19 protein-coding genes, 1 tRNA gene and 3 pseudogenes are annotated in these 23,152 nt (G+C 68.2%); 16 read left to right on the forward strand and 7 right to left on the reverse strand.

Annotated elements, in window-relative coordinates:
• Positions 1 to 69: 69 nt before the first annotated feature.
• The 3 genes from cmk (at position 70) to DER29_RS13585 (ending at position 2,423) form a co-directional block, all read left to right on the forward strand.
• Positions 70 to 750 (forward strand): (d)CMP kinase, encoded by a 681-nt coding sequence (gene cmk, locus DER29_RS13575; protein WP_121397674.1) that lies wholly within the window; start codon positions 70 to 72, stop codon positions 748 to 750.
• Positions 747 to 2,150, forward strand: a complete 1,404-nt coding sequence (gene der / locus DER29_RS13580; protein ID WP_121397675.1) for a ribosome biogenesis GTPase Der — start codon at positions 747 to 749, stop codon at positions 2,148 to 2,150. Before cmk ends, der begins: the two co-directional genes overlap by 4 nt.
• A 199-nt stretch (positions 2,151 to 2,349) precedes the next feature.
• Positions 2,350 to 2,423, forward strand: a tRNA-Pro gene (locus tag DER29_RS13585).
• Between the two features lie 255 nt (positions 2,424 to 2,678).
• Here the strand turns inward: DER29_RS13585 and DER29_RS13590 are convergent.
• Both DER29_RS13590 and DER29_RS13595 read right to left on the reverse strand, forming a co-directional pair.
• The gene (locus tag DER29_RS13590; RefSeq protein ID WP_199729262.1) at positions 2,679 to 3,698 is read right to left on the reverse strand and encodes a hypothetical protein; all 1,020 of its coding nucleotides are present in this window, start codon (positions 3,696 to 3,698) and stop codon (positions 2,679 to 2,681) included.
• Between the two features lie 368 nt (positions 3,699 to 4,066).
• Positions 4,067 to 4,576, reverse strand: coding sequence for a tyrosine-type recombinase/integrase (locus DER29_RS13595; RefSeq protein WP_148710038.1), 510 nt, complete (start codon positions 4,574 to 4,576; stop codon positions 4,067 to 4,069).
• A 465-nt stretch (positions 4,577 to 5,041) separates the two neighbouring features.
• On the opposite strand from DER29_RS13595, the gene DER29_RS13600 reads away from it, so the two are divergent.
• From DER29_RS13600 to DER29_RS35245, 5 genes and pseudogenes are all read left to right on the forward strand, one after another.
• Positions 5,042 to 6,508, forward strand: coding sequence for an endo-1,4-beta-xylanase (locus DER29_RS13600; RefSeq protein ID WP_121397677.1), 1,467 nt, complete (start codon positions 5,042 to 5,044; stop codon positions 6,506 to 6,508).
• A gap of 191 nt (positions 6,509 to 6,699) precedes the next feature.
• Positions 6,700 to 8,082 (forward strand): RICIN domain-containing protein, encoded by a 1,383-nt coding sequence (locus tag DER29_RS13605; RefSeq protein WP_121397678.1) that lies wholly within the window; start codon positions 6,700 to 6,702, stop codon positions 8,080 to 8,082.
• 228 nt (positions 8,083 to 8,310) lie between these two features.
• Entirely contained in the window at positions 8,311 to 8,847 is a 537-nt protein-coding gene (locus DER29_RS13610; RefSeq protein WP_233599762.1) for a hypothetical protein, read from the forward strand.
• Between the two features lie 366 nt (positions 8,848 to 9,213).
• A complete protein-coding gene (locus DER29_RS35240) occupies positions 9,214 to 9,861 on the forward strand; it encodes a carbohydrate ABC transporter permease (RefSeq protein ID WP_233599764.1) in 648 nt (215 codons plus the stop codon).
• A gap of 377 nt (positions 9,862 to 10,238) precedes the next feature.
• A pseudogene (locus tag DER29_RS35245) lies at positions 10,239 to 10,475 on the forward strand (ABC transporter permease subunit); the annotation flags it as partial.
• Positions 10,476 to 10,670: 195 nt separating this feature from the next.
• Here the strand turns inward: DER29_RS35245 and DER29_RS13625 are convergent.
• The gene (locus DER29_RS13625; protein ID WP_121399200.1) at positions 10,671 to 13,409 is read right to left on the reverse strand and encodes a beta-L-arabinofuranosidase domain-containing protein; all 2,739 of its coding nucleotides are present in this window, start codon (positions 13,407 to 13,409) and stop codon (positions 10,671 to 10,673) included.
• A gap of 1,112 nt (positions 13,410 to 14,521) precedes the next feature.
• Here DER29_RS13625 and DER29_RS35250 point away from each other — a divergent pair.
• The 4 genes and pseudogenes from DER29_RS35250 to DER29_RS13640 all read left to right on the forward strand — a co-directional run bounded on the left by DER29_RS35250 (position 14,522) and on the right by DER29_RS13640 (position 16,731).
• The gene (locus DER29_RS35250; RefSeq protein WP_233599766.1) at positions 14,522 to 14,728 is read left to right on the forward strand and encodes a hypothetical protein; all 207 of its coding nucleotides are present in this window, start codon (positions 14,522 to 14,524) and stop codon (positions 14,726 to 14,728) included.
• A gap of 88 nt (positions 14,729 to 14,816) precedes the next feature.
• Positions 14,817 to 14,978, forward strand: a complete 162-nt coding sequence (locus DER29_RS35255; RefSeq protein ID WP_255421036.1) for a DUF4913 domain-containing protein — start codon at positions 14,817 to 14,819, stop codon at positions 14,976 to 14,978.
• 91 nt (positions 14,979 to 15,069) lie between these two features.
• A pseudogene (locus DER29_RS13635) lies at positions 15,070 to 15,351 on the forward strand (transposase); the annotation flags it as partial.
• 252 nt (positions 15,352 to 15,603) lie between these two features.
• Entirely contained in the window at positions 15,604 to 16,731 is a 1,128-nt protein-coding gene (locus DER29_RS13640; RefSeq protein ID WP_199729264.1) for a cytochrome P450, read from the forward strand.
• A gap of 75 nt (positions 16,732 to 16,806) precedes the next feature.
• Here DER29_RS13640 and DER29_RS35260 read toward each other — a convergent pair whose 3' ends face one another.
• The 3 genes from DER29_RS35260 to DER29_RS13650 form a co-directional block, all read right to left on the reverse strand.
• The gene (locus DER29_RS35260; RefSeq protein ID WP_233599767.1) at positions 16,807 to 17,076 is read right to left on the reverse strand and encodes a transposase; all 270 of its coding nucleotides are present in this window, start codon (positions 17,074 to 17,076) and stop codon (positions 16,807 to 16,809) included.
• On the reverse strand, positions 17,073 to 17,339 hold the full coding sequence (locus DER29_RS35265; RefSeq protein ID WP_233599769.1) for a hypothetical protein: 267 nt from the start codon (positions 17,337 to 17,339) through the stop codon (positions 17,073 to 17,075). The genes DER29_RS35260 and DER29_RS35265 overlap by 4 nt, the downstream gene beginning before the upstream one ends.
• A 288-nt stretch (positions 17,340 to 17,627) precedes the next feature.
• Positions 17,628 to 17,873, reverse strand: a complete 246-nt coding sequence (locus DER29_RS13650) for a hypothetical protein (RefSeq protein ID WP_233599771.1) — start codon at positions 17,871 to 17,873, stop codon at positions 17,628 to 17,630.
• A gap of 783 nt (positions 17,874 to 18,656) precedes the next feature.
• On the opposite strand from DER29_RS13650, the gene DER29_RS13660 reads away from it, so the two are divergent.
• Entirely contained in the window at positions 18,657 to 19,169 is a 513-nt protein-coding gene (locus DER29_RS13660) for a hypothetical protein (RefSeq protein WP_121397681.1), read from the forward strand.
• A 912-nt stretch (positions 19,170 to 20,081) separates the two neighbouring features.
• Here DER29_RS13660 and DER29_RS13670 read toward each other — a convergent pair.
• The gene (locus tag DER29_RS13670; RefSeq protein ID WP_121397682.1) at positions 20,082 to 20,861 is read right to left on the reverse strand and encodes a transposase family protein; all 780 of its coding nucleotides are present in this window, start codon (positions 20,859 to 20,861) and stop codon (positions 20,082 to 20,084) included.
• Between DER29_RS13670 and DER29_RS36250 the strand changes: the two are divergent.
• The 3 genes and pseudogenes from DER29_RS36250 to DER29_RS13690 all read left to right on the forward strand — a co-directional run.
• Positions 20,843 to 21,330: pseudogene (locus tag DER29_RS36250) on the forward strand (IS630 family transposase); the annotation flags it as partial. The gene DER29_RS13670 and the pseudogene DER29_RS36250 sit on opposite strands and share 19 nt — an antisense overlap.
• Before the next feature lie 969 nt (positions 21,331 to 22,299).
• A complete protein-coding gene (locus DER29_RS13685) occupies positions 22,300 to 22,713 on the forward strand; it encodes a hypothetical protein (protein WP_148710040.1) in 414 nt (137 codons plus the stop codon).
• Between the two features lie 3 nt (positions 22,714 to 22,716).
• The gene (locus tag DER29_RS13690) at positions 22,717 to 23,139 is read left to right on the forward strand and encodes a thioesterase family protein (protein ID WP_121397685.1); all 423 of its coding nucleotides are present in this window, start codon (positions 22,717 to 22,719) and stop codon (positions 23,137 to 23,139) included.
• Positions 23,140 to 23,152 lie beyond the last annotated feature (13 nt).

The following is a 23,152-nucleotide window of genomic DNA, read 5'->3' on the forward strand; positions in this document are numbered from 1 at the left end:
TGAGAACGTTTGGACAACCGCTCGCGGCACATCCGGTGTTTCGTGAGGTACGGGCTGAGGAGGACGACGGTGGAGGAAAACGAACGGGCCGGGCGATGTGTGGTCGCTGTGGACGGACCGTCCGGTTCGGGTAAGTCCACCGTCTCGCGGCGGCTCGCCGTCGGCATCGGTGCCCGCTATCTCGACACCGGCGCAATGTACCGCGCCATCACCTGGGCGGTGCTGCGCTCGGGGGTCGACCTGACCGACGCCGAGTCGGTGGCCAAGGTCGCCGGCGAGGTGGACCTGCGCATCGGCACCGACCCCCAGGGGTACGGCGTGACCGCCGACGGCGTGAACGTCGACGCCGAGATCCGCGGGCCGGAGGTGACCGGGGCGGTCTCCGCCGTGGCCGCCGTGCCGGCGGTGCGCGCGCTGCTGGTCACCCGGCAGCAGGAGATGATCACCAACGCCGGCCGGATCGTGGTCGAAGGCCGCGACATCGGGTCCGTGGTGGCCCCGGACGCCGACCTGAAGGTCTACCTCACCGCCTCCGAGGCGGCCCGGGCCGCCCGACGCAGCGCCGAGGACGCCACCGACGTGGCGGCGACGGCGGCCGACCTGGCCCGGCGGGACCGGCTCGACTCGACGCGCAAGGCCGACCCGCTGACCCAGGCCGCCGACGCCGTGGTGCTGGACACCACCGAGTTGGGCATCGACGAGGTCGTCGGGCGCCTGCGCGACCTGCTGACCGATCGGGGAGTGGCATGACCGACACCGACGGGTGGATCGAGCTGCGGGAACCGGACGTCGACACCGAGGAGCCGACCGGTCCGCAGCCGGTCGTGGCCGTGGTCGGCCGCCCCAACGTGGGCAAGTCGACCCTGGTCAACCGGATCATCGGCCGCCGCCAGGCGGTCGTCGAGGACGTCCCCGGGGTGACCCGGGACCGCGTGCCGTACGACGCGCAGTGGGCCGGCCGGCAGTTCACCGTGGTGGACACCGGCGGGTGGGAGCCCGACGCCAAGGACCGGGCGGCCGCGATCGCGGCGCAGGCCGAGACGGCGGTCGCCACCGCCGACGTGGTGCTGTTCGTGGTCGACGCGATGGTCGGCTCGACAGACGTGGACGAGGCGGCCGTACGGATGCTGCGCCGCAGCGCCAAGCCGGTGATCCTCGTCGCGAACAAGGCCGACAACACCGCCATCGAGATGGAGGCGACCTCGCTGTGGTCGCTGGGCCTCGGTGAGCCGTACCCGGTGTCGGCGCTGCACGGGCGTGGTTCCGGCGACCTGCTCGACGCCATCATGGACGCGCTGCCGGAGGCCCCGAAGATCGTCGAGAACCGTCCGCGCGGCCCGCGCCGGGTGGCCCTCGTCGGTCGGCCGAACGTCGGCAAGTCCAGCCTGCTCAACCGCTTCTCGGGCGAGGAGCGGGCGGTCGTCGACTCGGTCGCCGGCACCACCGTGGACCCGGTCGACAGCCTGGTCGAGATCGGCGGGGAGACCTGGCAGCTGGTCGACACGGCGGGCCTGCGCAAGCGGGTCGGCAAGGCCAGCGGCACCGAGTACTACGCCAGCCTGCGGACCGCCTCGGCGATCGAGGCCGCCGAGGTCGCCGTGGTCCTGCTGGACTCCAGCGAGCCGATCAGCGAGCAGGACCAGCGGATCCTGTCCATGGTCACCGAGACCGGCCGGGCGCTGGTGATCGCCTTCAACAAGTGGGACCTGGTCGACGCCGACCGCCGGTACTACCTGGACAAGGAGATCGAGCGCGAGCTGCGCCGCATCCCGTGGGCGATCCGGCTCAACCTGTCGGCGCAGACCGGCCGGGCGGTCGACAAGCTCGCGCCGGCGCTGCGCAAGGCCCTGGCCAGCTGGGAGACCCGCGTACCGACCGCGCAGCTCAACTCGTGGCTGACGGCGCTGGTGCAGGCGACCCCGCACCCGGTGCGGGGCGGGCGGGCGCCGAAGATCCTCTTCGCCACCCAGGCGGGCGTGGCTCCGCCGCGCTTCGTGCTGTTCACCACCGCGCCGCTGGACGCCGGCTACCAGCGGTTCGTCGAGCGCAAGCTGCGCGAGGAGTTCGGCTTCGAGGGCAGCCCGATCGAGATCTCCGTACGCCCCCGCAAGAAGCTCGGCCCGGGCGGCCGGGGCAAGGCGCACGGCTGATCCGCCGAACCTGAAAGCCGGGTGGGAGCACGCTCCCACCCGGCTTTTCGCTGCCCAACCACCTCCCCTATCCTCCTAGGACGCCTTAGGGGAGGTGGGCGGGACGACGCGTTCCGGCCCGGGAGGGGGCAGTGCGGACGGCGCGAAGATCCTGCGCTAAGCTGTACCGGCTGTCGCGGGGAGATCCGCGCGGGAGCATCGGGACGTGGCGCAGCTTGGTAGCGCACTTGACTGGGGGTCAAGGGGTCGTCGGTTCGAATCCGGCCGTCCCGACAAGGTGTTATCGCAGGTCAGAAGGCTGATTCGAGAAATCGGGTCGGCCTTCTTGGGTTCTTGGGAACAACTGCGGTCAAGTGCGCCGTCTGGCAGCGTTCCTTGACCGCTGGTCAAGCCGTGTGGCCAGCCCTGTTACTTGCCGAGTCGCTTTCTTCGTTTCGTCAAGGCGGCCCGGCCCCGGCCTGCTGGCGACCTCCGGCCGGCATCGGCCGGGCTGGCCGGCCACGCTTCTCGACAGGCACCCGCAGCCGACTAGCCACCTCGGTTGGCACTTGGGGTAGTTCCTGACTCCGAGGCGGTCGAAGACGGGTTGGAAGTGGCACTTGCAGTTGCCTCGATCTGCCACGGGACAACCGGCGTGGAAGCCGCAGGGTCGGGCTGCGCTCGAGCCCACAAGAGGAGTAGGGCGGCAGTCATCACTATGGGAGTCAGGACGCACGCGACAGTTACCACCACCACGGTCCGAGTGCCGTTGCGAGAAGACTCCAGCACCTCGGTCCCCGCTTCAGCACCCATGCCAGGGGAGCCGGTGGCACAGTCGGTCCGGTTCTGTCGCCTCGGGAGGGCGTACACGCCCACCGGCAGGAGGACGAGCCACAGCGGCGCCAGCAGGGGAGCGAGCGCCGGCCAGATGGGCCACACCGGTTCGGCGAGCCTGTTCATGTCCAGGACCCTCCAGGTTAGTCCGACGCCTGGGAGTAGGCCGACCGTCACCAGGGTGCCGACCAGCAGGGGTACGGGTGGACGGCGCCGTGCCAGCAGCCAGAACAGCGCCGTGCCGGCAGCGGCGCCGAGGAGGGTGCCCGTGATCGTGACGGCAAGAAACTTGTCGGGCACGGCCGGTGCGACGGTCAGCCTCGACCCGCTCGCCGAGTGGGCAAGCGTGACCGTCAGCCCGTCCCGCTCGGCCCGCCAGTCGTCGCACGGGTAGCTCGGCTTGCGACGGAGGCCCTGCCATCCCTGCGTTGCTGCGTTGCGTCGTAGCTGCTCGGAGAGCGCGCAGTCGGCACGGCTGTCGTACCAGAAGTCCACCTGACCCGAGCCGAGGTCGTCGGCTGCGAAATTGACGCCCCACCGGGAGCCATGCACGACCCGATCCGAGTCGTACGGCACCGCATCGGGGAGCAGCTCCGCCGCCACGCTCCGCGCCCGGTCGTAGCTAGGCGGCGTGACGCCGCGGCCGCCGTACCAGGAGCCGACGCTCAGGCCGACGGTGCCCAGCAGCACCGCGCCGAGCAGCAGCATCGCAACGCGCCGCAGCCGATGACCCACCGGCCCACCCCCTGTCGCAGTGCGGTACAGGGTAGCCCCCGCCACTGTCTCCCTGGTGCCCGGCGAATGCCCGCTGCGGTCGCCAGGCGTCAGCATCCGGGGACCAGGAGGGGACCACACGGTGTGCACGATGGTGGCCGGCATGCCGTCGACTGCACGGCCTGATCTTGGGTATAGCGTGCGTGACGTGCGTGGACGTGTGGCGAAGCGTCCTGGGGATCAAGGGGTCGTCGGTTCGAATCCGGCCGTCCCGACAGTAAAACGGCAGGTCAGGGCCTTGATTCACCTCGGTGGGTCGAGGCCTTCTTGCTGTTCCCTCTCACAATTCATCATGTACGCGCGTACTGCTGAATCTCGGGGCGTTGGAGTCACCCGAACAGCCTTGATTCGAGGTGCTCAGCCGCCACCTTCAGATGGTTGCTGTCGACGTAGACGTCGCCCGCCTTCAGCCGCTCCTTCTTCTGCAGAGTCTGAAACGCCTTCAGAACCTTCGCGGCCGTCGCCGGCATGGTGAGCCGCGTTTGCCGGCCGCCGACTTGGCCTGCTTCTCCTCGACCTCGCGTCGACGAGCGTCCGGTGTTCTCCCCGGCCGCGATCGTGCCGGCCTCGAGGTCGACATCGGACCAGGGCAGCCCACACACTTCGGCCGGTCGCAGGCCCATCGGCGACAGCAGGCATACGGCGTACAGGCGGTCCTTCGTGAAACCGGTCAGGAATGCCTTGACCTCTTCCTGGGTCCAGGGCCTGCGCTCAGCTTGTGCTTCGGCGGTCCGGTCGGCGAGCTTCGGCGCGTCCTCGATGGGGTTGAGCCGCAAGTTGTGGATGGGCGTCGGCCGCCGTGAACGTGGCGATGTCGGGGCCTGTCGATCGGCGGCCATCACTCGCTCCGGGTGCGCCCTGCCCGAGCGCCTGTGAACGATAACAGAGCCGCAGCCGGTCGCATCCGCGGTAGCGATCCCATCCGGCTCGCCGAGCGTTTCGTGAGGCAGAAGTGACCAAGCGGCTGGGCCGTCCTGACGGATGAGTGCGTCGTGGGGCTGAGGAATTGATGATTAGTTACGTCTTGACGACGGTGATGTTATCGCTCACCCTCGATGTCGAGGCTGACTGCGGCCGTGGCTCACCGGGCGGGCCCTCGCTGGTCGACCTCGCGATCGTGACGTCCCCCCCCAGGGCATGCGGACGTCACCTCAGGACATCCGCTGGCGACAGCGACCGGACTGCCGGTGTCGGTGCCGTCCACCTCGCTGACCGTCCGCGAGTCGCGTCCGCCGTTCCGGACCGGCTTCCCGAACCAACTGGCACATCACCACCACCGGTATTGATGACTGGATAGGAACGCCATGACATCCAAGAGAACCCTGCTGTCGGCGATGGCCCTCGCCGTGGCGCTGACTGCGGGTATGACGGCGACGCTGGACTCCACGGCCAGTGCCGGGACCACCCTGAAAGCGTCCGCAGCCGAGAGGGGTCGCTACTTCGGCGCGGCCGTCGCGACGGGCAAGCTCTCCGACAGCCAGTATGTCGGCATCCTCAACCGCGAGTTTAACAGCGTCGTCGCCGAGAACGAGATGAAATGGGACGCCACCGAGCCCCAACAGGGCCGGTTCAGCTACACCGGCGGCGATCGTCTCGTCAGTCACGCTCGGGCCAACGGCATGAGCGTGCGGGGTCACGCCCTGCTCTGGCACGCGCAGCAACCGGGTTGGGCGCAGAGCCTCTCCGGTAGCGCGTTGCGCAACGCCGCGATCAACCATGTCACCCAGGTGGCCAGCCACTTCCGAGGCCAGATCCACTCCTGGGACGTAGTCAACGAAGCGTTTGCCGACGGTGGCGGCGGCGGACGGCGTGACTCCAACCTGCAGCGCACGGGCAACGACTGGATCGAGGCGGCGTTCCGCGCCGCCAGGGCGGCCGATCCCGGTGCGAAGTTGTGCTACAACGAATACAACACCGACGGCGTCAACGCGAAGTCGACCGGTGTGTACAACATGGTGCGGGACTTCAAGGCCCGAGGCGTGCCGATCGACTGCGTCGGTATCCAGTCCCACCTGGGCACCTCGCTCCCGGGTGACTACCAGGCCAATCTGCAGCGCTTCGCCGACCTCGGGATCGACGTGCAGATCACCGAGCTCGACGTCATGAAGGGCTCCAACCAGGCCAACATCTATGCCGCGGTCACGCGCGCCTGTCTGGCCGTCTCGCGTTGCAACGGCATCACCGTGTGGGGTGTGCGGGACAGCGACTCCTGGCGCGGCACCGACGACGCCCTGCTCTTCGACCGATCGGGCAACAAGAAGCCGGCGTACACCGCCGTCCTCAATGCCCTCAACGAGGGCGGCAGCCCGCCCTCCACACCGCCACCGGGCTTTCCGGTGGACACCAGTGCCTGGTATGTGCTGGTGAACCGGAACAGTGGCAAGGCATTGGACGTGTACAACCTCGCGACCAATGACGGTGCACGGATCACGCAGTGGGCGCGGAACAACGGCAACCAGCAGCAGTGGCAGTTCGTGGACTCGGGTGGTGGCTACTACCGGTTGAAGTCCCGGCACTCCGGCAAGGTGTTGGACGTCTACAACTTCTCCACCTCCGACGCCGCGGCGATCGTGCAGTGGAGCGACGGCAACGGCACGAACCAGCAGTTCCGGCTCGCCGAATCGTCCGGAGGTTACGTGCGTGTGATCAACCGCAACAGCGGCAAGGCCGTGGAGGTGCAGGGCGCGTCCACTAGCGACGGGGCGAACGTCGTCCAAAACACCGACTGGGGCGGCAACAACCAGCAATGGCAACTGATCCGTATCGGTTAGCTGGTCTTCCGTTCGGTGGCGCGGACGGCATCCGTTCGCGCCATCGCAGGCGGGCAACCGGCCAGGGACGTGGCCCGGTAGCCGCATCGCGCCCGCACGACGAACACCGTGCCGACGCCGGACGTCGGCACGCACCCCAAGCGACCCGCGTGCGTTCCGCTCGCCGATGACCCCGACCAGAGGAGTGGACCATGAGTGCCATCGGTACGGCCCGTCCCGCCCTTCCATCGAGGCGTCGCTGGCGGTCAGGCCTGGCCGCGGCGGCTGCGGCGGTCATCGCGGCCGGCACGTTGGTCGCCGTGAACGCGGCCCCCGCGGCCGCGGCGCCCGTGGACACCAACGCCTGGTACGTCCTAGTGAACAGGAACAGCGGCAAGGCGCTGGATCTCTACGCCTCGGCCACTAACGACGGTGCGCGGATCAGCCAGTGGACGCGGAACGGCGGGGCGAACCAGCAGTGGCAGTTCCTGGACTCAGGTGGCGGCTACTACAGGCTGAAGTCCCGGCACTCCGGCAAGGTCCTCGATGTGCACAACTGGTCGACCGCCGACGGCGCTGCGATCGTGCAGTGGTCCGACACCAACGCGACGAACCAGCAGTTTCGGCTCGCGGACTCGGACGGCGGTCACGTCCGGCTGATCAGCCGGCACAGCGGCAAGGTCGTGGAGGTGCAGGGTGCCTCCACCGCCGACGGTGGGGACATCGTGCAGTACTCCGACTGGAACGGCGCCAACCAGCAGTGGCAGCTTGTCCGCGCGGGCAGCGACGATCCGCCGCCGGGAGGCACCGGGTGCGGTAGGGCCCCGACGCTGTCCAGCGGCACGCACACGATTCAGAGCAACGGCAAGAGCCGCTCCTTCATCCTGCGGGTGCCCGCCAACTACAACAGCTACAAGCCCTACCGGCTGATCTTCGCGTTCCACTGGCGTGGCGGCACCATGCAGGAGATCTCCTCGGGCGGCACCAGTGGGACGGCATGGTCCTACTACGGGCAGCAGGAACAGTCGAACAACAGCGCGATCCTGGTCGCGCCCCAGGGAATCGGCAACGGCTGGGGCAACGCCGGCGGTGAGGACGTCACCTTCGTCGACGACATGATCACACGGATCGAGAGCGACCTCTGCGTCAACCCGAGGCAGCGGTTCGCCCTCGGCTTCAGTTGGGGCGGCGGCATGAGCTATGCGCTCGCCTGCGCGCGGGCCACTGTCTTCCGGGCGGTCGCGGTCATCGCTGGCGCACAGATCAGCGGGTGTAGCGGTGGTACGCAGCCCATCGCGTACTTCGGGCTGCACGGCATCTCGGACAACGTCCTGAACATCGCGCAGGGGCGTTCGTTGCGCGATACGTTCGTCCGGAACAACGGTTGCGCCGCCCAGAACCCGCCCGAGCCGGGGCCGGGCAGCCGTACGCACGTCACGACCGCCTACTCCGGCTGCAGGGCCGGCTACCCGGTCCAGTGGGCCGCGTTCGACAACGGTCACATGCCCGGGCCGGTGGACGGGACGTACGCCGAGAGTGGCGTTACCACCTGGACCAAGGGTGAGATCTGGAGGTTCTTCGCGCAGTTCTCGTGACGCGGACGGGTCAGCCCGCGCCGGCTTCCGCGATGCGGGGGTCGGCGCCGGCTGACCTCGGGTCGGGATGGCGAGGATCCTGAGCTCGGCCTCCTGTCTGGCTCTCGAGCATGGCGTCGGGCACCCTTACCGCCCAGGAATACGACGACTGGATCGCCGGGAAGCGGGACTGGAGCTCGGCCAACGTCAAGCGGATCTTCCAGCTTTGGAAGGAGGCCGGTTGACGCGGTGATGAACAACGACGGGGCCAACTCGACCGCGATGTTCAACGACTCCTTCGCGCTCTTCCAGTCCGGCAAGGCCGCCCACGTCATGGGCCTGAGGTCGGACGTGGGGCACTGGCAGGACTTCAACGAGTTCCTGACCGCCGACAAGCTCGGCGTCATGAAGGCTCCGGTCGTCACCGCTGGCACCACTGCGAACCTTCCGTACGACGGTGGCATCGGCTACGGGGTCGCCAAGTGGACGAAGGACCCCAAGGTGGCCGTCGACCTGGTGCGCTCCCTGACCTCGACCGAGGCGCTGAAGGCGTTCCACGCCGACGCGGGCGCCATCGCCGCCGACACCACGATCGACGTGCCACAGGGCGGTCCGGCTGTCGCCACCATCGTCTCCGAACTCAAGGGCGGCAAGCCCGCTCTGCACGTGGCCCTGTCCTCGAAGACGCTGGACCTGATGGGGTGGCTCTCCCAGCAATTGCTCAGCGGGTCGGTCACCGTCGACGAGGTGGTGAAGCAACTGGCCGCTTCCGACCAGGTGGGTTGACCTCGTGCCCATCGGAGACACGCGACCGTCGGTCCGTTCGGCGCAGCCGCGACGGGCTGGCGGGGCGGCGGTCACGTTCCCCGCCCCGCGAGCCGGCTCGCGTCCCCGGCGCGCCCGCGATGGCCTGAGGTCCGAACGCTTCGCCCCCTACGTCCTGGTCGCTCCGGCCGTGCTGACGATCGTGGCGCTGCGGCTCTACCCGTTGCTCCTCGGCGTCAACTTCTCCTCAACGGTGACGGTGCGCAGAACGGGACGTCCTTCACCGGTGACGGTGCGCAGAACGGGACGGCGGTTGGATTCGGCAACTACCGTGAGCTGTTCGAGGATCCGCTCTTCCGGACCGCGCTGGGCAACGTCGGACTGCTGGTGCTGCTGCTTCCGGTGGCGGTGGCGATCCCCGGTCTGCTCGCGACGTTCATCCACCTCCGGGTGCCCGGCCACCGCTTCTACCGCAGCGTCTCCTTCTTTCCGGCGGTGCTCTCCCCGGTCATCGTCGGTGCGATCTTCAACCTGCTGCTCGCCTTCGACGGCCCTCTCAACGCCGTCCTCGGGTCGGTCGGCGTCAGCCCGGTGGACTGGCTCGGGGACCCGGACCTCGCGATGTTCATGGTGGTGGGCGTGCACCTCTGGACCACGTCCGGGATGGCCCTGGTGGTGTTCCTCGCCGGCTTCGCCACCCTGGATCCCGCGCTCCTGGACGCCGACCGGGTGGACGGGGCGTCCCTACGTCAGGTCGTCTGGCATGGGAGCGTCCCGAGCTCACGCGCAATCCAGTTCGTCTTCGTGACCACGATGATCGGGATGCTCACCTCCATGTTCGGGCTGCTCTTCGTCATGACCAGCGGCGGCCCGGAGTGGTCGACGTACCTGCCGGAGTACTACATCTGGATCCAGCAGGGCCAGATGAACCGGCCGGCCCTCGCGTCGGCCGCATCGACGATCCTCTTCATGATCATGATCGTGGTGGGGCTGCTGCAGATCAAACTGCTCGAACGAACGGGAAGGGAGGACTGATGTCCCGCGTCCGTCCCGGACGATGGTTGGTCGCGATCCCGATGTCGCTGCTCGCGCTCGCGACGATCCACCCCCTGTCGTTCACCGCCAACGTCGCGATGAAGACGCGGCGTGACTATATCCTCGACCGGTTCTCCCTGCCGACGCTCTGCGCTGGGAGAACGTCGACACCGCGTGGAGCAGCGTCGGCATGGGCCGCTACTTCGCCAGCTCCCTGCTCGTGGTGACGTCGTCGGTGGTCCTGCTGCTACTGCTGGGATCGATGGCCGGGTTCGCGCTCAGCCAGCTGCGGTTCCGCGGCTCGTCGGCGCTGTTCCTGGGCTGCCTCGCGGGCCTGTTCGTCCTTTCGGATGATCATGGTGCCGCTCGCCCGGATCATGGCCGACACCGCGCTCATCGACACGTACCCCGGCCTGGTCCTCGTCTACGTGGCCCAGTTCCTGCCCTTCACCGTCTTTCTGATGACGAGTTACTACAACGGCATCCCGCCCGAGATCGTGGATGCCGCCCGGATCGACGGCAACACCGTGTACGGCTTGTACCGGCGGATCATGCTGCCCCTGGGCACCCCGGCGCTGCTGTCGGTCGGCATCCTTGACGCTCTGTTCTGCTGGAACGACGTTCTCATGGCGTTGGTGATGATGCCCTCGGCCGAGCACCGGACGCTCATGGTCGGCGTCACCTCGTTGCGGGGGCAGTACTCCGACGACATCCCCACCTCCGCGCGCGTCCCGAGCGGGACGCGCGCGGATGGCCCGTCCGGTAGGGAACAGGCCCGGCGCGGGCGCCCGGCCTGTTCCCTACCGCTTCTAGACGAACCGCCAGCGCTGGTCGGCCGACCCGCTGTCGTTGCCGAGCAGGACCTGCGCGCCCTGGCTGCCGGAGCCGCCGCTGACGCCGAGGACTCGGCCGCCGTTGGCGCACTGGATACGGAAGTAGGCGTTACCGCCGTAGCGCAGCCGCCACCGGTGGTCGATCGTGCCGTTGTCGGCCCACTGCACGATCCGGGCGCCGGCCGCGGCGGAACCACCCTCCACGGCGAGCACCTTGCCGCTGTGCGAGTTTCGTAGGCGCAGGTACCCGGCGGTGTCGACGATCGCGGTCCACAGGTGGTCGGCGGTGCCGCTGTCGCCCCATTGGATGACGAGGCCGCCGTCGGCGGTGGACATGTTCTGCACGCCGAGGACGAGCCCACTGGCGAGGTTCTGGATCCGGCGGGCGCCGTTGGGCAGGAACCGCCACTGGTTGTCCAGCGTGCCGTTGTCCTGGTCCTGCACCCCCTGGGCACCCTGGCTGACGGAGCCGTCGATGATGGCGAGGAGCTTGCCGGTGTGCGTGTTGCGCAGCTTGTGCGTACCGTCGCCCACGTCGACGATCGACCAGGTGTGATCGGCCGTGCCGTTGTCGGCCCACTGGAGGATCCGCGCGTTGTCGGCGGTGGACATGTTCTCCACCCCGAGGACCTTGCCGCTGTTGACGTTGCGGAGTCGGATCGCCGAGCGGTCGACCAGCAGCTGCCAGTCGTGGTCCGCCGTGCCGCTGTCACCCCACTGGATGGCGAGCCCGCCGTCGGCCGTGGACATGTCGCGGATGCCGAGCACGAGACCACTGGCCGTGTTGGCAAGCCGGAAGCTCGCGACGGTGCCGTCGGCCGTCCCGCCAGCTCGCCAGTACACCGTGTAGTTGTGCCCGTGCGCGTCGTAGAACGGCCCGAGGTTGACGGTGACGCCGTTGGCGACTGCGGTGAAGGCCAGCGCGCTGCTGCTGGTACGGGTGATCGAGCCGCTGGTCAGCGAGGGCAGGTCGCTCAGGGCGGTGTTGCCGTAGTTTCCGGAGAGCACCACCGGGCCGTAGGTGACCGCCTGGACCGCCGCGTTGTCGTTGGCGGCAACCATCACGACGCGCATCGGCAGTCGGACCGTGACCGTGTCGCCGGAGGCCCAGGATCGGGTGAGCTTGGCGTAGCTGCCCGGCGTCGCGGTGACGTTCTGCGGCGTGCCGTTGACACTGACGGTGGCACCGCTCGTCCAGCCCGGGATCCGGATCCGCATCGTCCACGAACCGCCGACCGACCCGGTGACGGTCAGGGTGGTGGTGTCGCCGACCGGGTACGACGTGGTCTGGGTGACCGTGATCGTCCGCTGTGTCCACGTGAGGACCGATGGCATGAACAGGTTCACGGTCAGCGTCGTGTCGTTGTGAAAGTAGATCGAGTCCATCAGCGTGGTATTGGTCTCCACGCCGGTGCCCTGACAGCACCAGAACGAGTTGTAGTCGGTGCTCCAGGTGCCGCCACCCCACGCCGGGCCGACGCCGCGACGGCCGCCCGGGTTGAGCGGGGTGAAGTAGGTGACGTGCCCGTGGCTGTCGGCCGGATTCTGTTGGCCGATCATGTGATTGAGCAGCGCACGCTCGTAGAAGTCGAAGTAGGCCGCCCGGTCCGGGTCGAGCAGCCACAGCTCCCGGGTCAGCTTGAGCATGTTGTACGTGTTACAGGCCTCGCAGGTGTCCGCGCGCAGATATCCGGCGATGGCGTTCGGTGCCCGGAAGTGTTCGGCCTGGCTGTTCCCGCCTATCACGTAGGTGTGCGCGTTGACGGTGATGTTCCATGCGTTGCTGGCGATGTCCCGGTACCGGGTGGTGCCGGTGGCCTTGTACTCGCGGGCGGCGCCGATCCACTTGGGCACCTGCGTGTTCGCGTGCAGCCCGTTGAGCTGGTCGGAATTGGCGGCGAGAGGACTGAACACGGCGTCGTGGTCGAAGCGCTGCGCGGCGGTGAGCCAACGGGCGGTACCGGTCTGCTGGTACAGGTCGGTCAGGACGGCGTTCATGCCGCCGAACTCGGTGTCCAGCATGGCCTGCATCTGGCTGGCGGTGAGCCGGCCGGTGCGCCAGTCGACCCATCCGGCGAGCGCCAGCAACACGTCGCGGGCCTGGGTGTTGCCGATGAGGCGCCAGACGTCGAGCAGCCCGGCGAGCGTCTTGTGGATGCAGTAATACGGCACGTTGCCGTTGCTCAGCGTCCGTGCCTCGAGCGCGGTGAAATCCGACTCGGGGAACCCGGACAGGTAGCCGGTGTTGAAGCCGGCGGTGCCGTTGTTGGCCTGGCACTTCGCCAGCTCGGCCACCATCTGGTTGGCCTTGTCCCGGCAGGTGGTGTCCCCGAGGACGGCCCAGGCCTGGGCCCAGGCGGTCAGGAGGTGCCCCTGCATGTGGGTGCGGAAGGGGAACGTCGGCGCGTCCCAACCCCCGTTGGGCGTGGCGCCGGCGGTGGAGAGCCGGTGGTTGGCACGGAAGTTGTAGAGCAACCGGTTGACATCCACGAAGCGCAGATAGTTGAGGGTGCGGTTCTGGTTGTCCTGCCAACGGCTCCCGGTCAGCCTGACCTGGCTCGGCTCGAACGCGTGGGCGGAGACACCTATGTCGGCGCGGGCCGGGGGCAGGGCGGCACTGGCGGCACCGGCGAGGGCGGGGCCGGCGGCGCTCGCGACAGCGGCTCCGCCGGCTGCCTTCAGCAGGGTACGACGGTTGACGAAGGGAGCGGGCATGTCGGCCTCCATTGGTGGCGGGGTGGTGGGCTCGCGCGGCAGCGGGATCCTCACGAACTGATCCGGAAGGTGGCGTCCTGCCGCCTGCCCCGGCTCCTCGCGGCGGCGTCCGGCAACCCGCTCCTGCCGGCCGGTGGCACTGGAGGGCGTGCTCAAACGAGTTGGTGCGCCAGCAGCATCCGGCGGTGCGGATGGCAGCCGTAGCCGCCCCTGGTGCGACGGCGAGGTCGGTGGCGGTGGCCGCGCCGGCTGCACTGGGCGAAGCGCGTGCCAGGCGTCTCGTCTGCCGTCAAAGCGCATCGTGTGCGGTCCCCACGAGCACGGTCGGGCCGGCGGCGCTTCACCGACCCGTCAATGGCAGGCCAATCGGTATGCTTCGATGTTATCGATAACATAGCGTCCGCCTCGGCTTCGTGCAAGACCTGGTAGTTCGCTCAGGCACGGCGTCCGGCACCGTGGCGACGGTGAAGCAACTGAGCGCATCGCTGCCGGTGGACCATGCGGGACCGGCACGGAGGGCGTGTCGGATCACTCGGTTTCGCTGCCACGCTCGGGTGGCTCAGGTCGCGCCGATGGCGATGTGTTTCCGGATGCTCCAACGAAACAGCTCGTTAGCGATAACAGTGGCCCTCGCCGAACGGCGGATCGCGAGTCCTCGATCGTCGATGCGGGTCGCGCGTGTAGCGACATTGCTCTGCGACCTGGTCAGGGTGGCGGGCGATGGTGAACTTCCGCCCGTGACGACCAGCGGAGCGAAGGTACTGCCCAGGCGGCGCTGCTGGGCCACGGCTTCGTCGTGGCTGGCAGATCCGTAATGCCCCGCGGCCACAACGTGCCTCTCGGTGTGCTCATCGACTGCGGTGCGAGGCAGGTCTCCACCGCAGGATGATCACACAGACGTTCTCGGACCAGCCCGCTGAAGTGACGCAGCCGAGCCGCCGCTCCCCGTTGCATGCCGAGATGCCGACGCGTTGGCCGTTCGCGTCCCTGGCCCGTGGACGGCGGAAAGGTGGACCCCCTCGTGGCTGCCATGCGGCCGGCGACCGTGGTATCGAAGCGGGTCCGGGCGGTGACCCGATGACTAGCGTGGAAACCTCAAGTCCCTTCGGGAGGTGGACGGGACGACAGAGGATCTCGCAGCCCAGGTGGCGCTGTTGACCAGGCAGGTCGCCGAACTTCAGCAGGTTGTCGCCGACCGCGCGGTCAGCGGTGGCGGGCAGGGGCAGCCACCGCTGTACGCGACCGTCGAGGAGTGGGTCCGCGACTACCTCCTGCCGGGATTTCCCCGGCCGGTCGGCGAGGTCGGGCTGGTGCGGTGACACTGGTGCGAGCAGTGGTGGCGCCACGACGAAGCCGTCACCCGGCTGACCGCCTTGTTGGTACGGCTGGGAACACGCCCGGATCGAGATGACCGGCATGCTCGGCTGGCTACGCGAACTGGACCACCACCTGCCGATGCTGCTCGGCCCCGACGGCCCGTTCCGCTCCTGCGTTCCTGGCATCGACGACAGCGCTGCCAGACACATGGACACCCCCCGAAAACCCGAGCCAAATCTTGGCGAAGAGTGACAAGGGTTGGTGAGGGCTAAGCGGCGTAATTGCAGCTCAACGACCATCTCAGGCAAGTAATGACAAGCCCGCTCCGGCTACTTTCCGTTACAAGGGAGATGCGCACGACTCGACCCGCCGAACGTTGCGGCAACGCGGGATCCGGCACGTCATTCCCGAACGGTCGGACCAGGTCGCCCGCCGGACCGCCAGAGGAAGCGCCGGCGGCAGGCCACCCACCTTCGACAAGACGACCTACCGCAAGCGCAACGTCGTGGAACGCTGCTTCAACCGCCTCAAGCAGTGGCGTGACCTGGCCACCCGCTACGCCAAACACGCATCCCTCTACCGGGCCAGCCTCGTATTGACCGCCGCCATCATCTGGCTTCCATGATCGGCAGGACGGGCCCTAGTCGAAACCCGCCGCGACCTGGTTCCCGCCAATTTCCTGCGCTTTGCTGGGAACTTTTCCGGCCGGTCGAGCGACAGGGGCCCGCGGCTGGCGGGCATGGTGCCGGCGTACGTCCCACGTCATAATCACTGCATGGAGGATATGAACGGGACGATTCGGCAGAACAGCTTGTTCACCCCCGAGGCGCGGGAAAACCCGACCCGCCTGTTCCACCGGATTCGGGCGGAAAACCCGGTGACCTGGGTTCCGGAGCTCAACGCGTACCTCGTCACCCGGCACGCGGACATCGTCGCCGGGATGAAGGACCGCCGCCTGGCCAACGCGAACATGGCCCAGGGTCTCCGGCGGCTGAGTCCCGCCGAGCAGGACGAACTGCTGCCGCTGCGCGCCTCGATCGACATGTGGATGGGGCACACCAACCCCGCTGACCACGTCCGCTTTCAGCAGCTGTTGAAGCGGTACTTCACGCGCGCCACAGTGGACGCGCTGCGCCCGCGGGTACGGGAGTTGACCCACGAGCTGCTCGACGCCGTGGCGCCGCAGGGCCGGATGGACGTGGTCAAGGACCTGGCGTACCCGCTGCCGGCGAACGTCATCGCCGAGATGCTCGGTATGCCGATCCGCGACCGCGAGCTGCTCCAGGCCTGGTCGCGGGACGTCCTCGCCGTCTTCCAGATCGCCAGCCTGGCCCGGCTGCGCCAGTGCCAGCGCAGCATCGTGGAGATGCAGGACTACCTGCGGCCACTGCTGGCGGAGCGCCGGCAACGGCCGCGCGAGGACGTGCTGGGCACGTTCGCGGCCGCCGAGAAGGACGGCCTGGTCACCGAGGACGAGATCGTCGCCAACTGCGTGCTGCTGCTGTTCGCCGGTCACGAGACGACGGCCCACCTTATCGCGAACGGGCTGCTCCTGCTGTTCCAGAACCCCGAGCAGCTCGACCTGCTCAAGAGAAAGCCAGAGCTGACCCCGTCAGCCGTGGAAGAGATGCTGCGTTGCGACGGCCCGGGCGGGAGCGTCGTGCGGACGACCACCGAACCGGTGGTGATCGGCGACGTGCCCATTGCGGCGCACCAGACCATCTACCTCGCCATGGTGGCCGGCAACCGCGACCCCGAGGTGTTCGACGAACCCGACCGTTTCGACATCACCCGCACCCCCAACCGGCACACCGCGTTCGGCATGGGCGCGTCCTACTGCCTGGGCGCCGCGCTGGCCCGGATGGAAGCGGACGAGTGTTTCCGCATCCTGCTTGATCGTTTCCCGGACTTGCGCCCGGTCGACGCGACACCGGACTGGCAGGCCAGCTCGCCGTTCCAGCATGACCTGAACACGCTGCGGGTCGAGTTCACCGCCCGCGACTGACCCGGCCGCCCGCCCTCCGGCCGCCCGCCCTCCGGCCGCCCGCCCTGCGGGTGCCGGAAACCCTGTCCGTGCAGTTCAGGCCGCATGCTCGTATTCGTGGAGGAGTCCGCCGAGGCGGTCACGGCGGCGGATGGTCAGGTGCGTGATCGTGTCTGGGCTGGTGATCGGTTTGGGCAGCGGATGCAGCGGCCGTGCGTTGGAAATCCCGCGGTGGGCTCGGTGCTCGTTGTAGTGCCACTCGTATTCCCGAAGGGCGTGCAGCAGGTGGCGCTGGTTGAAGATCAGCATGCGGTCGAGCAGCTCATAGCGGCAGGTCCGAATCCAGCGTTCCATGATCGCGTTCATCCGGGGCATCTGGACGCGTTGAGGACGACCGTGATCCCTGTGTCGGCGAGGATCGTGTCAAACAGCGCCGGGTATCTGCCGTCCCGATCGCGGATCAGGAAACGGGCCTGGCAGCCGGCGTCGTGGATCTCCATACCGAGGTTGCGGACCGCTTGGGTGACCCAGGCGGCGGTCGGGTGGCAGGCCGCGCCGAGGATCCGAACCCGTCGTGCGACGTGCTCGATAGCCGCCAGGACGTACATCCTGGCGCCGGTCAGCGTCACTGTTTCGAAGAAATCGGCGGCGATGATCGCTTCGGCCTGGGACCGCAGAAACGCAGCCCAGGTGTGGGACGTGCGGTGGGGTGCCGGATCGGTACCGGCCTCCTTGAGGATCTCCCAGCCGGTGGACGCGCCGACCTTGACACCGAGGACGAGCAGCTCGCCGTGGATGCGCCGACACCCCCACGAGTTGTTCCCGAGCCAGGCGCAGCACCAGCACGCGGATCGAGCGGACTGTCGGCGACCGGCCGAGCCGTCTCGGGCGGGAGATGCGGGCGTGCCGGGCAGCGATCAGGTCACGGTGCCAGCGAAGCACGGTCTCGGGACGAACCAACAACCGGATCCGGCGCAGCACGTCGCGGGGAGTCGGTGCAGCAGAGCGGCGAGCAAGGCACGATCAGCGAGAGCGAATCGGACCTTGTGGCCGTGCATCTGCCGTTCGAGGACGGCGATCTGGTGTCGCAGGGCCAGAATTTCCGCGTCCTTGGCCCGATCGCTCATAGGCGGCAGCCGCAGCATCGCCAGCGCGTTGGTCATGCCGAGGTACGCCAGTCGTAGGAGCACAACCAGGCATCCTCGCCCAGTGGTGGTCACCGATACGAGCAGCCTGGACAGGTCGAGGAGCACAAGATCTCGTCCTGGCCGTCAAACCTGTCATGACCAGGGCGGACGTCATTGCCGGCACCCGCAAGGCGAAGGACTAACATGTCGGGATGACTGTTTTTCGTGTCGCTGTATCAACGGATGACGATGAAGCTGCTGGTGCGGTTCAACTCCTGATCAGGGTTGAAGCCAGCGGCGGCGTGCACCGGATCGCTGAGATAACGATGCGCAGCAATGGCCCGGCCGGTTTGACTGTCAGCTCGCTGCCTGAGATAGATCTTGAGGCGATCGGGCAGGCACTAATTGGGGGTGCGGGAGCCTCGCGTGCCAGTAGTTCGGCAGTGGGGGCCGGCGCGGCGACTGGAGTCGTTGGTCCCAGCGCGCCCGCTGGCGGTCGGGTTACGACTCGCAGGCGGTCCGACACTCAGCAGTCGGTTGACGGTTCGGCGGATCATGGCCGGCTTGCCGCGGTGCAACCCGCAGAGGCGACGCGCTCTCAGGGGACGGGGTCGGGCCGCGCCTACCGGCGCATGCCTGATGCGGAAGAGGTCAGGGCCGTGTACGAGGCCGCTGGTACCGTCACCGGCGTCGCCGAACACTACGGGGTTCCGCGGCACACCGCGAAGGGTTGGATAGGCCGGTTGCGGAAGCTGAACGGTAAACCATCGTAACAATGTGCTGCCCGTGGCCGGGCTCACCGCATAAAGGAGAGCTTTGATGAGCGAGTACCTCATCACAGTTGAGCAGGTTGGCGGCAGCGGGCAGATAAAGGTCGTTGTGGACCTGGCCTCAGATGGCCCTACCCTCCGGGAGATTTCGGTACGGCCTGACGACGGTGGCTCCGCCGTGCCGCAGACGCTGGCTGAGCTGGACTTTCGACAGGTTATCGAGATTGCGTTTCGGCTATCCGGAGAGGCGGAAACCCCTGGCTCGGTGCCAGACATCGTTGACAGACATGACATAGAACGCGACGAACCTGCGCAGCCAACCGACGGAGGGCGGACGTCGGCGCCTGCGGACAAGGTGCCGCCCAGACGCGTCGGTAAGCACGTAAGCGACATGCCGCCCGACTTCCCCGTCAAGTACTGGAAGATGGGGAGTGCGGCGAGGGTCGCCGAGCACTACTCGGTTCCCCGGCAGATCGCCAACGGCTGGATTAAGGAGCTGCGACGAACCGGTAAGGCGCCGGATCCATGGCGCCAGGGACGGACGCGCGGGCGGCCACTCTGAGCCAGACCATGTCGCACGCCTCCCGGACACGGGTACAGGCCGCTGCAGGCAGAACGTGAGTGCGAATGACCTTGCCGACGTCGGCTTCGAGGGCCGAGAACCCGTACGAATTCGTTCCAGGCGTTCCCACACCGGGACGACGCTCGGCGCTGGCGGTCCTGCACCCGATTGAACGCGGCCCGTCGGGCCCGGCAGTGGCGGTATTGATCGCAGCGCCGGTCGGGCGTACCGCCTTGGCGGTAAGCTTGCGGCCGCCGTAGGACAGGTAGTGCGGGCCGCGCACGCCTCGGGGAGGGGCCCAATGCGGATCCGATGACTCGCTTGATAGCCTGCGCAGCAGTCCATCCTCGCCAGTCTCCCGTGGCCGGGTCTCCACGTGCCGGCGTACGCTAGGCGAACTGCTAATCGTGTGCTGCGATGGGTGACCGACGCGATCGACGAGACTTGGCGCGGAACGGTCGTACGGGCCTCATCTATCCGAAATGGTTAGCGGAGATCGTCTGGGCGGTCGCCTACACTGTCCCCGCCCGGACCTGTACAGAGGTGTCAAACTCGGAGGTTCCGGCTCCTGCCCGTTCAGAGATTGGCTTCTCGTCTACCAGCACGGGCAGCGCCAGTGCGCGCCCAGATGAGGTCCGACGAAGCCGGCTACGATGCGGTGGCCGGAAGTCTTGAAGGACAAGAGCGGTGTCGCAAAGAGGCGACACCGCGATGTCTGGCGCGGTGTCCGTCGGTATCGCAAGGGAGGCCGCCCGCACCACGGCAGCTCGTGGTCGCCGGCCAAGCGCCCGGACCGGACGCCCGGCCAACTACCCCCGTACGCACGGGATCCGCTACCTCCACGGCTGCTACAGCCAGCCTAAAGGATGTCTCGTAACTGGGTGATGGCGTTGCCGGGCAACGGTGTTGGTGTCACCCGACGAGGATGGTGTTGTGGAGGTGGGCGATGCCGGAGGCGGTGTCGGCCAATGTGTGGGCGGCGCGGCGGTAGTCGCGCAGGATCTTGAAGGTCTTCATGCGGGCGAGTGCGTGTTCGACCTGGGCGCGGATGGTGCGGTGTTGCTTGTTCAGGTCGGTTTTCCAGTCGGGTAGTTCGCTGCCGTCGGCGGGTTTGCGGTACGGGATGATCACGTCGGGGTTGCCGCGGTAGGCGCCGTCGGCCATGACCGGGCGTCCGGTCAGTTTCTGGTCGATGCCGCTGGTGCGGTAGACGATGGTGTCGTTGCGGTTGCCGGGTTGCGGGTCGCCGAGGGCGACGACGAGGCGGGTGTGGGCGTCGATGACGACCTGCAGGTTGGTGCTGTAGCGGTAGTTCTTGCTCGGGGCGGCCAGGCGGTGGTCCCGGGTCGGGATGAGAGTGCCGTCGACGATGGTGATCTGGTCGACCCGACGCCGGCGCCCCGGCACCAGAGCGAGCAGAGGGCCGACGGTGTCGATGACCCGATGTGCGGCGGAGTGCGATACCCCGAACAGCGGGCCGATCTGCCGCATCGTCAGGTTCGTGCGCCAGTACGCCGCGACCAGCAGTACCCGGGCGGCGAGGTCGAGAGACCACTGCCGTCCCGGCCGGCCGTCAGCGATCGTGGCACCGCCACGCTCGGCGACCAACCTGACGAGGCGGCGGAACTGGGCGGGCTGCAGCCCGGTGAACGGGAAGATCCACTCCTGGCGGGCCGCCGAGATCACCTGCACCCCGACATGATCCACCATGGACCGACCACCGAGTTACGAGACGTCTCTTAGGCGACGAACAGCTCTGGGTCATGCGGCGCCGCAAAGGCGGCGACCACACACCTGACCGCGCTCTAGGCGATCCGCCCGCCCGGACGGTGCACCCTCTGCGTAATCCTGGACAACCTGGCCACGAGCAAGACGCCGCCTCCGGACCTGGCGCGGAACAGGTCGAACTGCCTGACCCCGACCAGCGTCGCCTGAGCCAACCCGATCGAGGCCCAGTTTAGGCCGCTACGCAGCGTCACCATGATCGCTTCCAACTACCCCAACCGCACCCGTTCTCGCCCGCGACCGGCAGGCATACCTACGCTGGCGCAACGCCGACGCCCGCCACCCCAGGGTCCTAGTCATACAATGCCGCGAACGCGCAGGCATCCGTCGCGAACGCCAACAACGCTGGGGCCGACCGCGCTCCAAAGCCGCCTGACACCACACCCGGAGAACGTTCGTGGTCAGCGCACTAGCCGCGCGGAGCCGCCCGGATGGAGGAGGCGCCACTGCCACCAGTGCGATGGGTCAGCGGCGTCTCCAACCTCATCGGGTGAGAGATCGCGCCGTAGGGCGCAGTGAGACCTCGTGCGCAAACGACGACCACCGTCTGCACCACGGCACCGCGAAGGCATGACCTGTTACCCCGGTTGCCTCACCGCGCCGGCTCAGACAAGATCCGTATCTAGGCTCGGCATCCCGAGGCTGCAACGGCATCGGCGGAGACCGGCTTCGTTACCGACCACTTCCGGGCGCGGTTGTGCTTCCCGCCAACGACCCCGGCGGCCGGCGCACCCGAGCAGATCGAGCCGGGCCTGCCCGAGGTGCCGCTCGACCCGGCGACCGACCTCTACGGCCCGGTGCTGTTCCAGGGACGCCGGTTCCAACGCCTGCGGACCTACCACCTCGCCGCAGCCCGCGACGTGGACGCCACCGTGGCGGCCGACGCCAGACCGACTGGTTCGCGGCCTATCTGCCCTCCACGCTGCTGCTCGGCGATCCGGGTGTGCAACGCGATGATGCACGGCAACCAGGTCTGCGTGCCCGACGCGACGTGGCTTCCGGAGGGGATCGAGCGGAACGTGCCGGCCGGCACGGCCATGTTCGACGCCGACTCGCTCCGGTTCCGCGCCACGGAGCGCTCACGGGACGGGGGACGCCCACGTCTACGACATCGCTTTGCGCGACGCGGCCGGCGCGGTCGTCGAACGGTGGGAGGGCCTGCGGCTGCGTGCCGTACGGAAGCGGGACGGGTCGGGCTCCGGCATCCGGTCCTGCTCGTTCCTACCTGGAACGGGCTGCACGACGTGCCGGGTCGGCGATCGCGGTCGCGGTCGAGCCCGCACCGGCAGGGCCGCTCCAGCCGATCACCACGGTCGCGGTCGGCCGGGTCCTTGGTATGCCGGTCATGGTCCGGTACAGCGAGGACGGTCAACCGCGGGTCCCCGGCAAGCGCACGGTGTCGGCCAGTTCGGGGGTCGGTCTCGCCCTGAGCGTCGCGGCCACGGATTTGGTTGGCTGCGCCGTCGCCGCGGTGGAGAGCCGGACCGGGCAAGCATGGGCCGACCGACTGGGCGAGCACGCGTCGGTGGCGCACCTGGTTGCCGAGGCCGCCGGCGAACCACTGGACGCGGCGGCAACGCGTCTCCAGGTCGCCCGGCAATGCCTGCCCGACGCCGGCGAGTGGCGTGTGACGGCGGCCGAGCCGATCGGCTGGGTCGTGCTCGGGTGCGGCGACCGACGGGTGGCCACCTTTGTCACTCGAGTGTCCGGCGTCCGCGACAAGGTTGCCGTGGCCGTTCTCAGCGGCGGGCGTGAATAGACCGTGGAGGAGTATTACGAGTACCGCCATACCGTGGGGTTCGAGGAAACCAACATGGTGGGCAACGTCTACTACGTCAATTACCCGCGCTGGCAGGGCCGGTGCCGGGAGATGTTCCTCAAGGACCGGGCGCCTTCGGTGCTCGAGGACCTCCAGCAGGACCTGAAGCTGTTCATTCTCAAGGCGGACTGCGAGTTCTTCGCTGAGCTCACCGCGTTCGACGAGCTCTCCATCCGCATACGACTGATCGAACTGGCCCAGACACAGCTGCAGTTCGGCTTCGACTACGTGCGGCTGGCCGCGGGCGGGGAAACGCTGGTCGCTCGCGGCAATCAACGGATCGCCTGCATGCGGGGGCCCCACACCCGGACGTCCCCGGCCCGCGTGCCGGAGGCGTTGGCCAAGGCCCTGCAGCCCTATTCCTAGGCGGCCCCAGGAG

Origin of the sequence: Micromonospora sp. M71_S20 (genome assembly GCF_003664255.1) — a bacterium.
In the GTDB taxonomy this organism is placed as follows: domain Bacteria; phylum Actinomycetota; class Actinomycetes; order Mycobacteriales; family Micromonosporaceae; genus Micromonospora.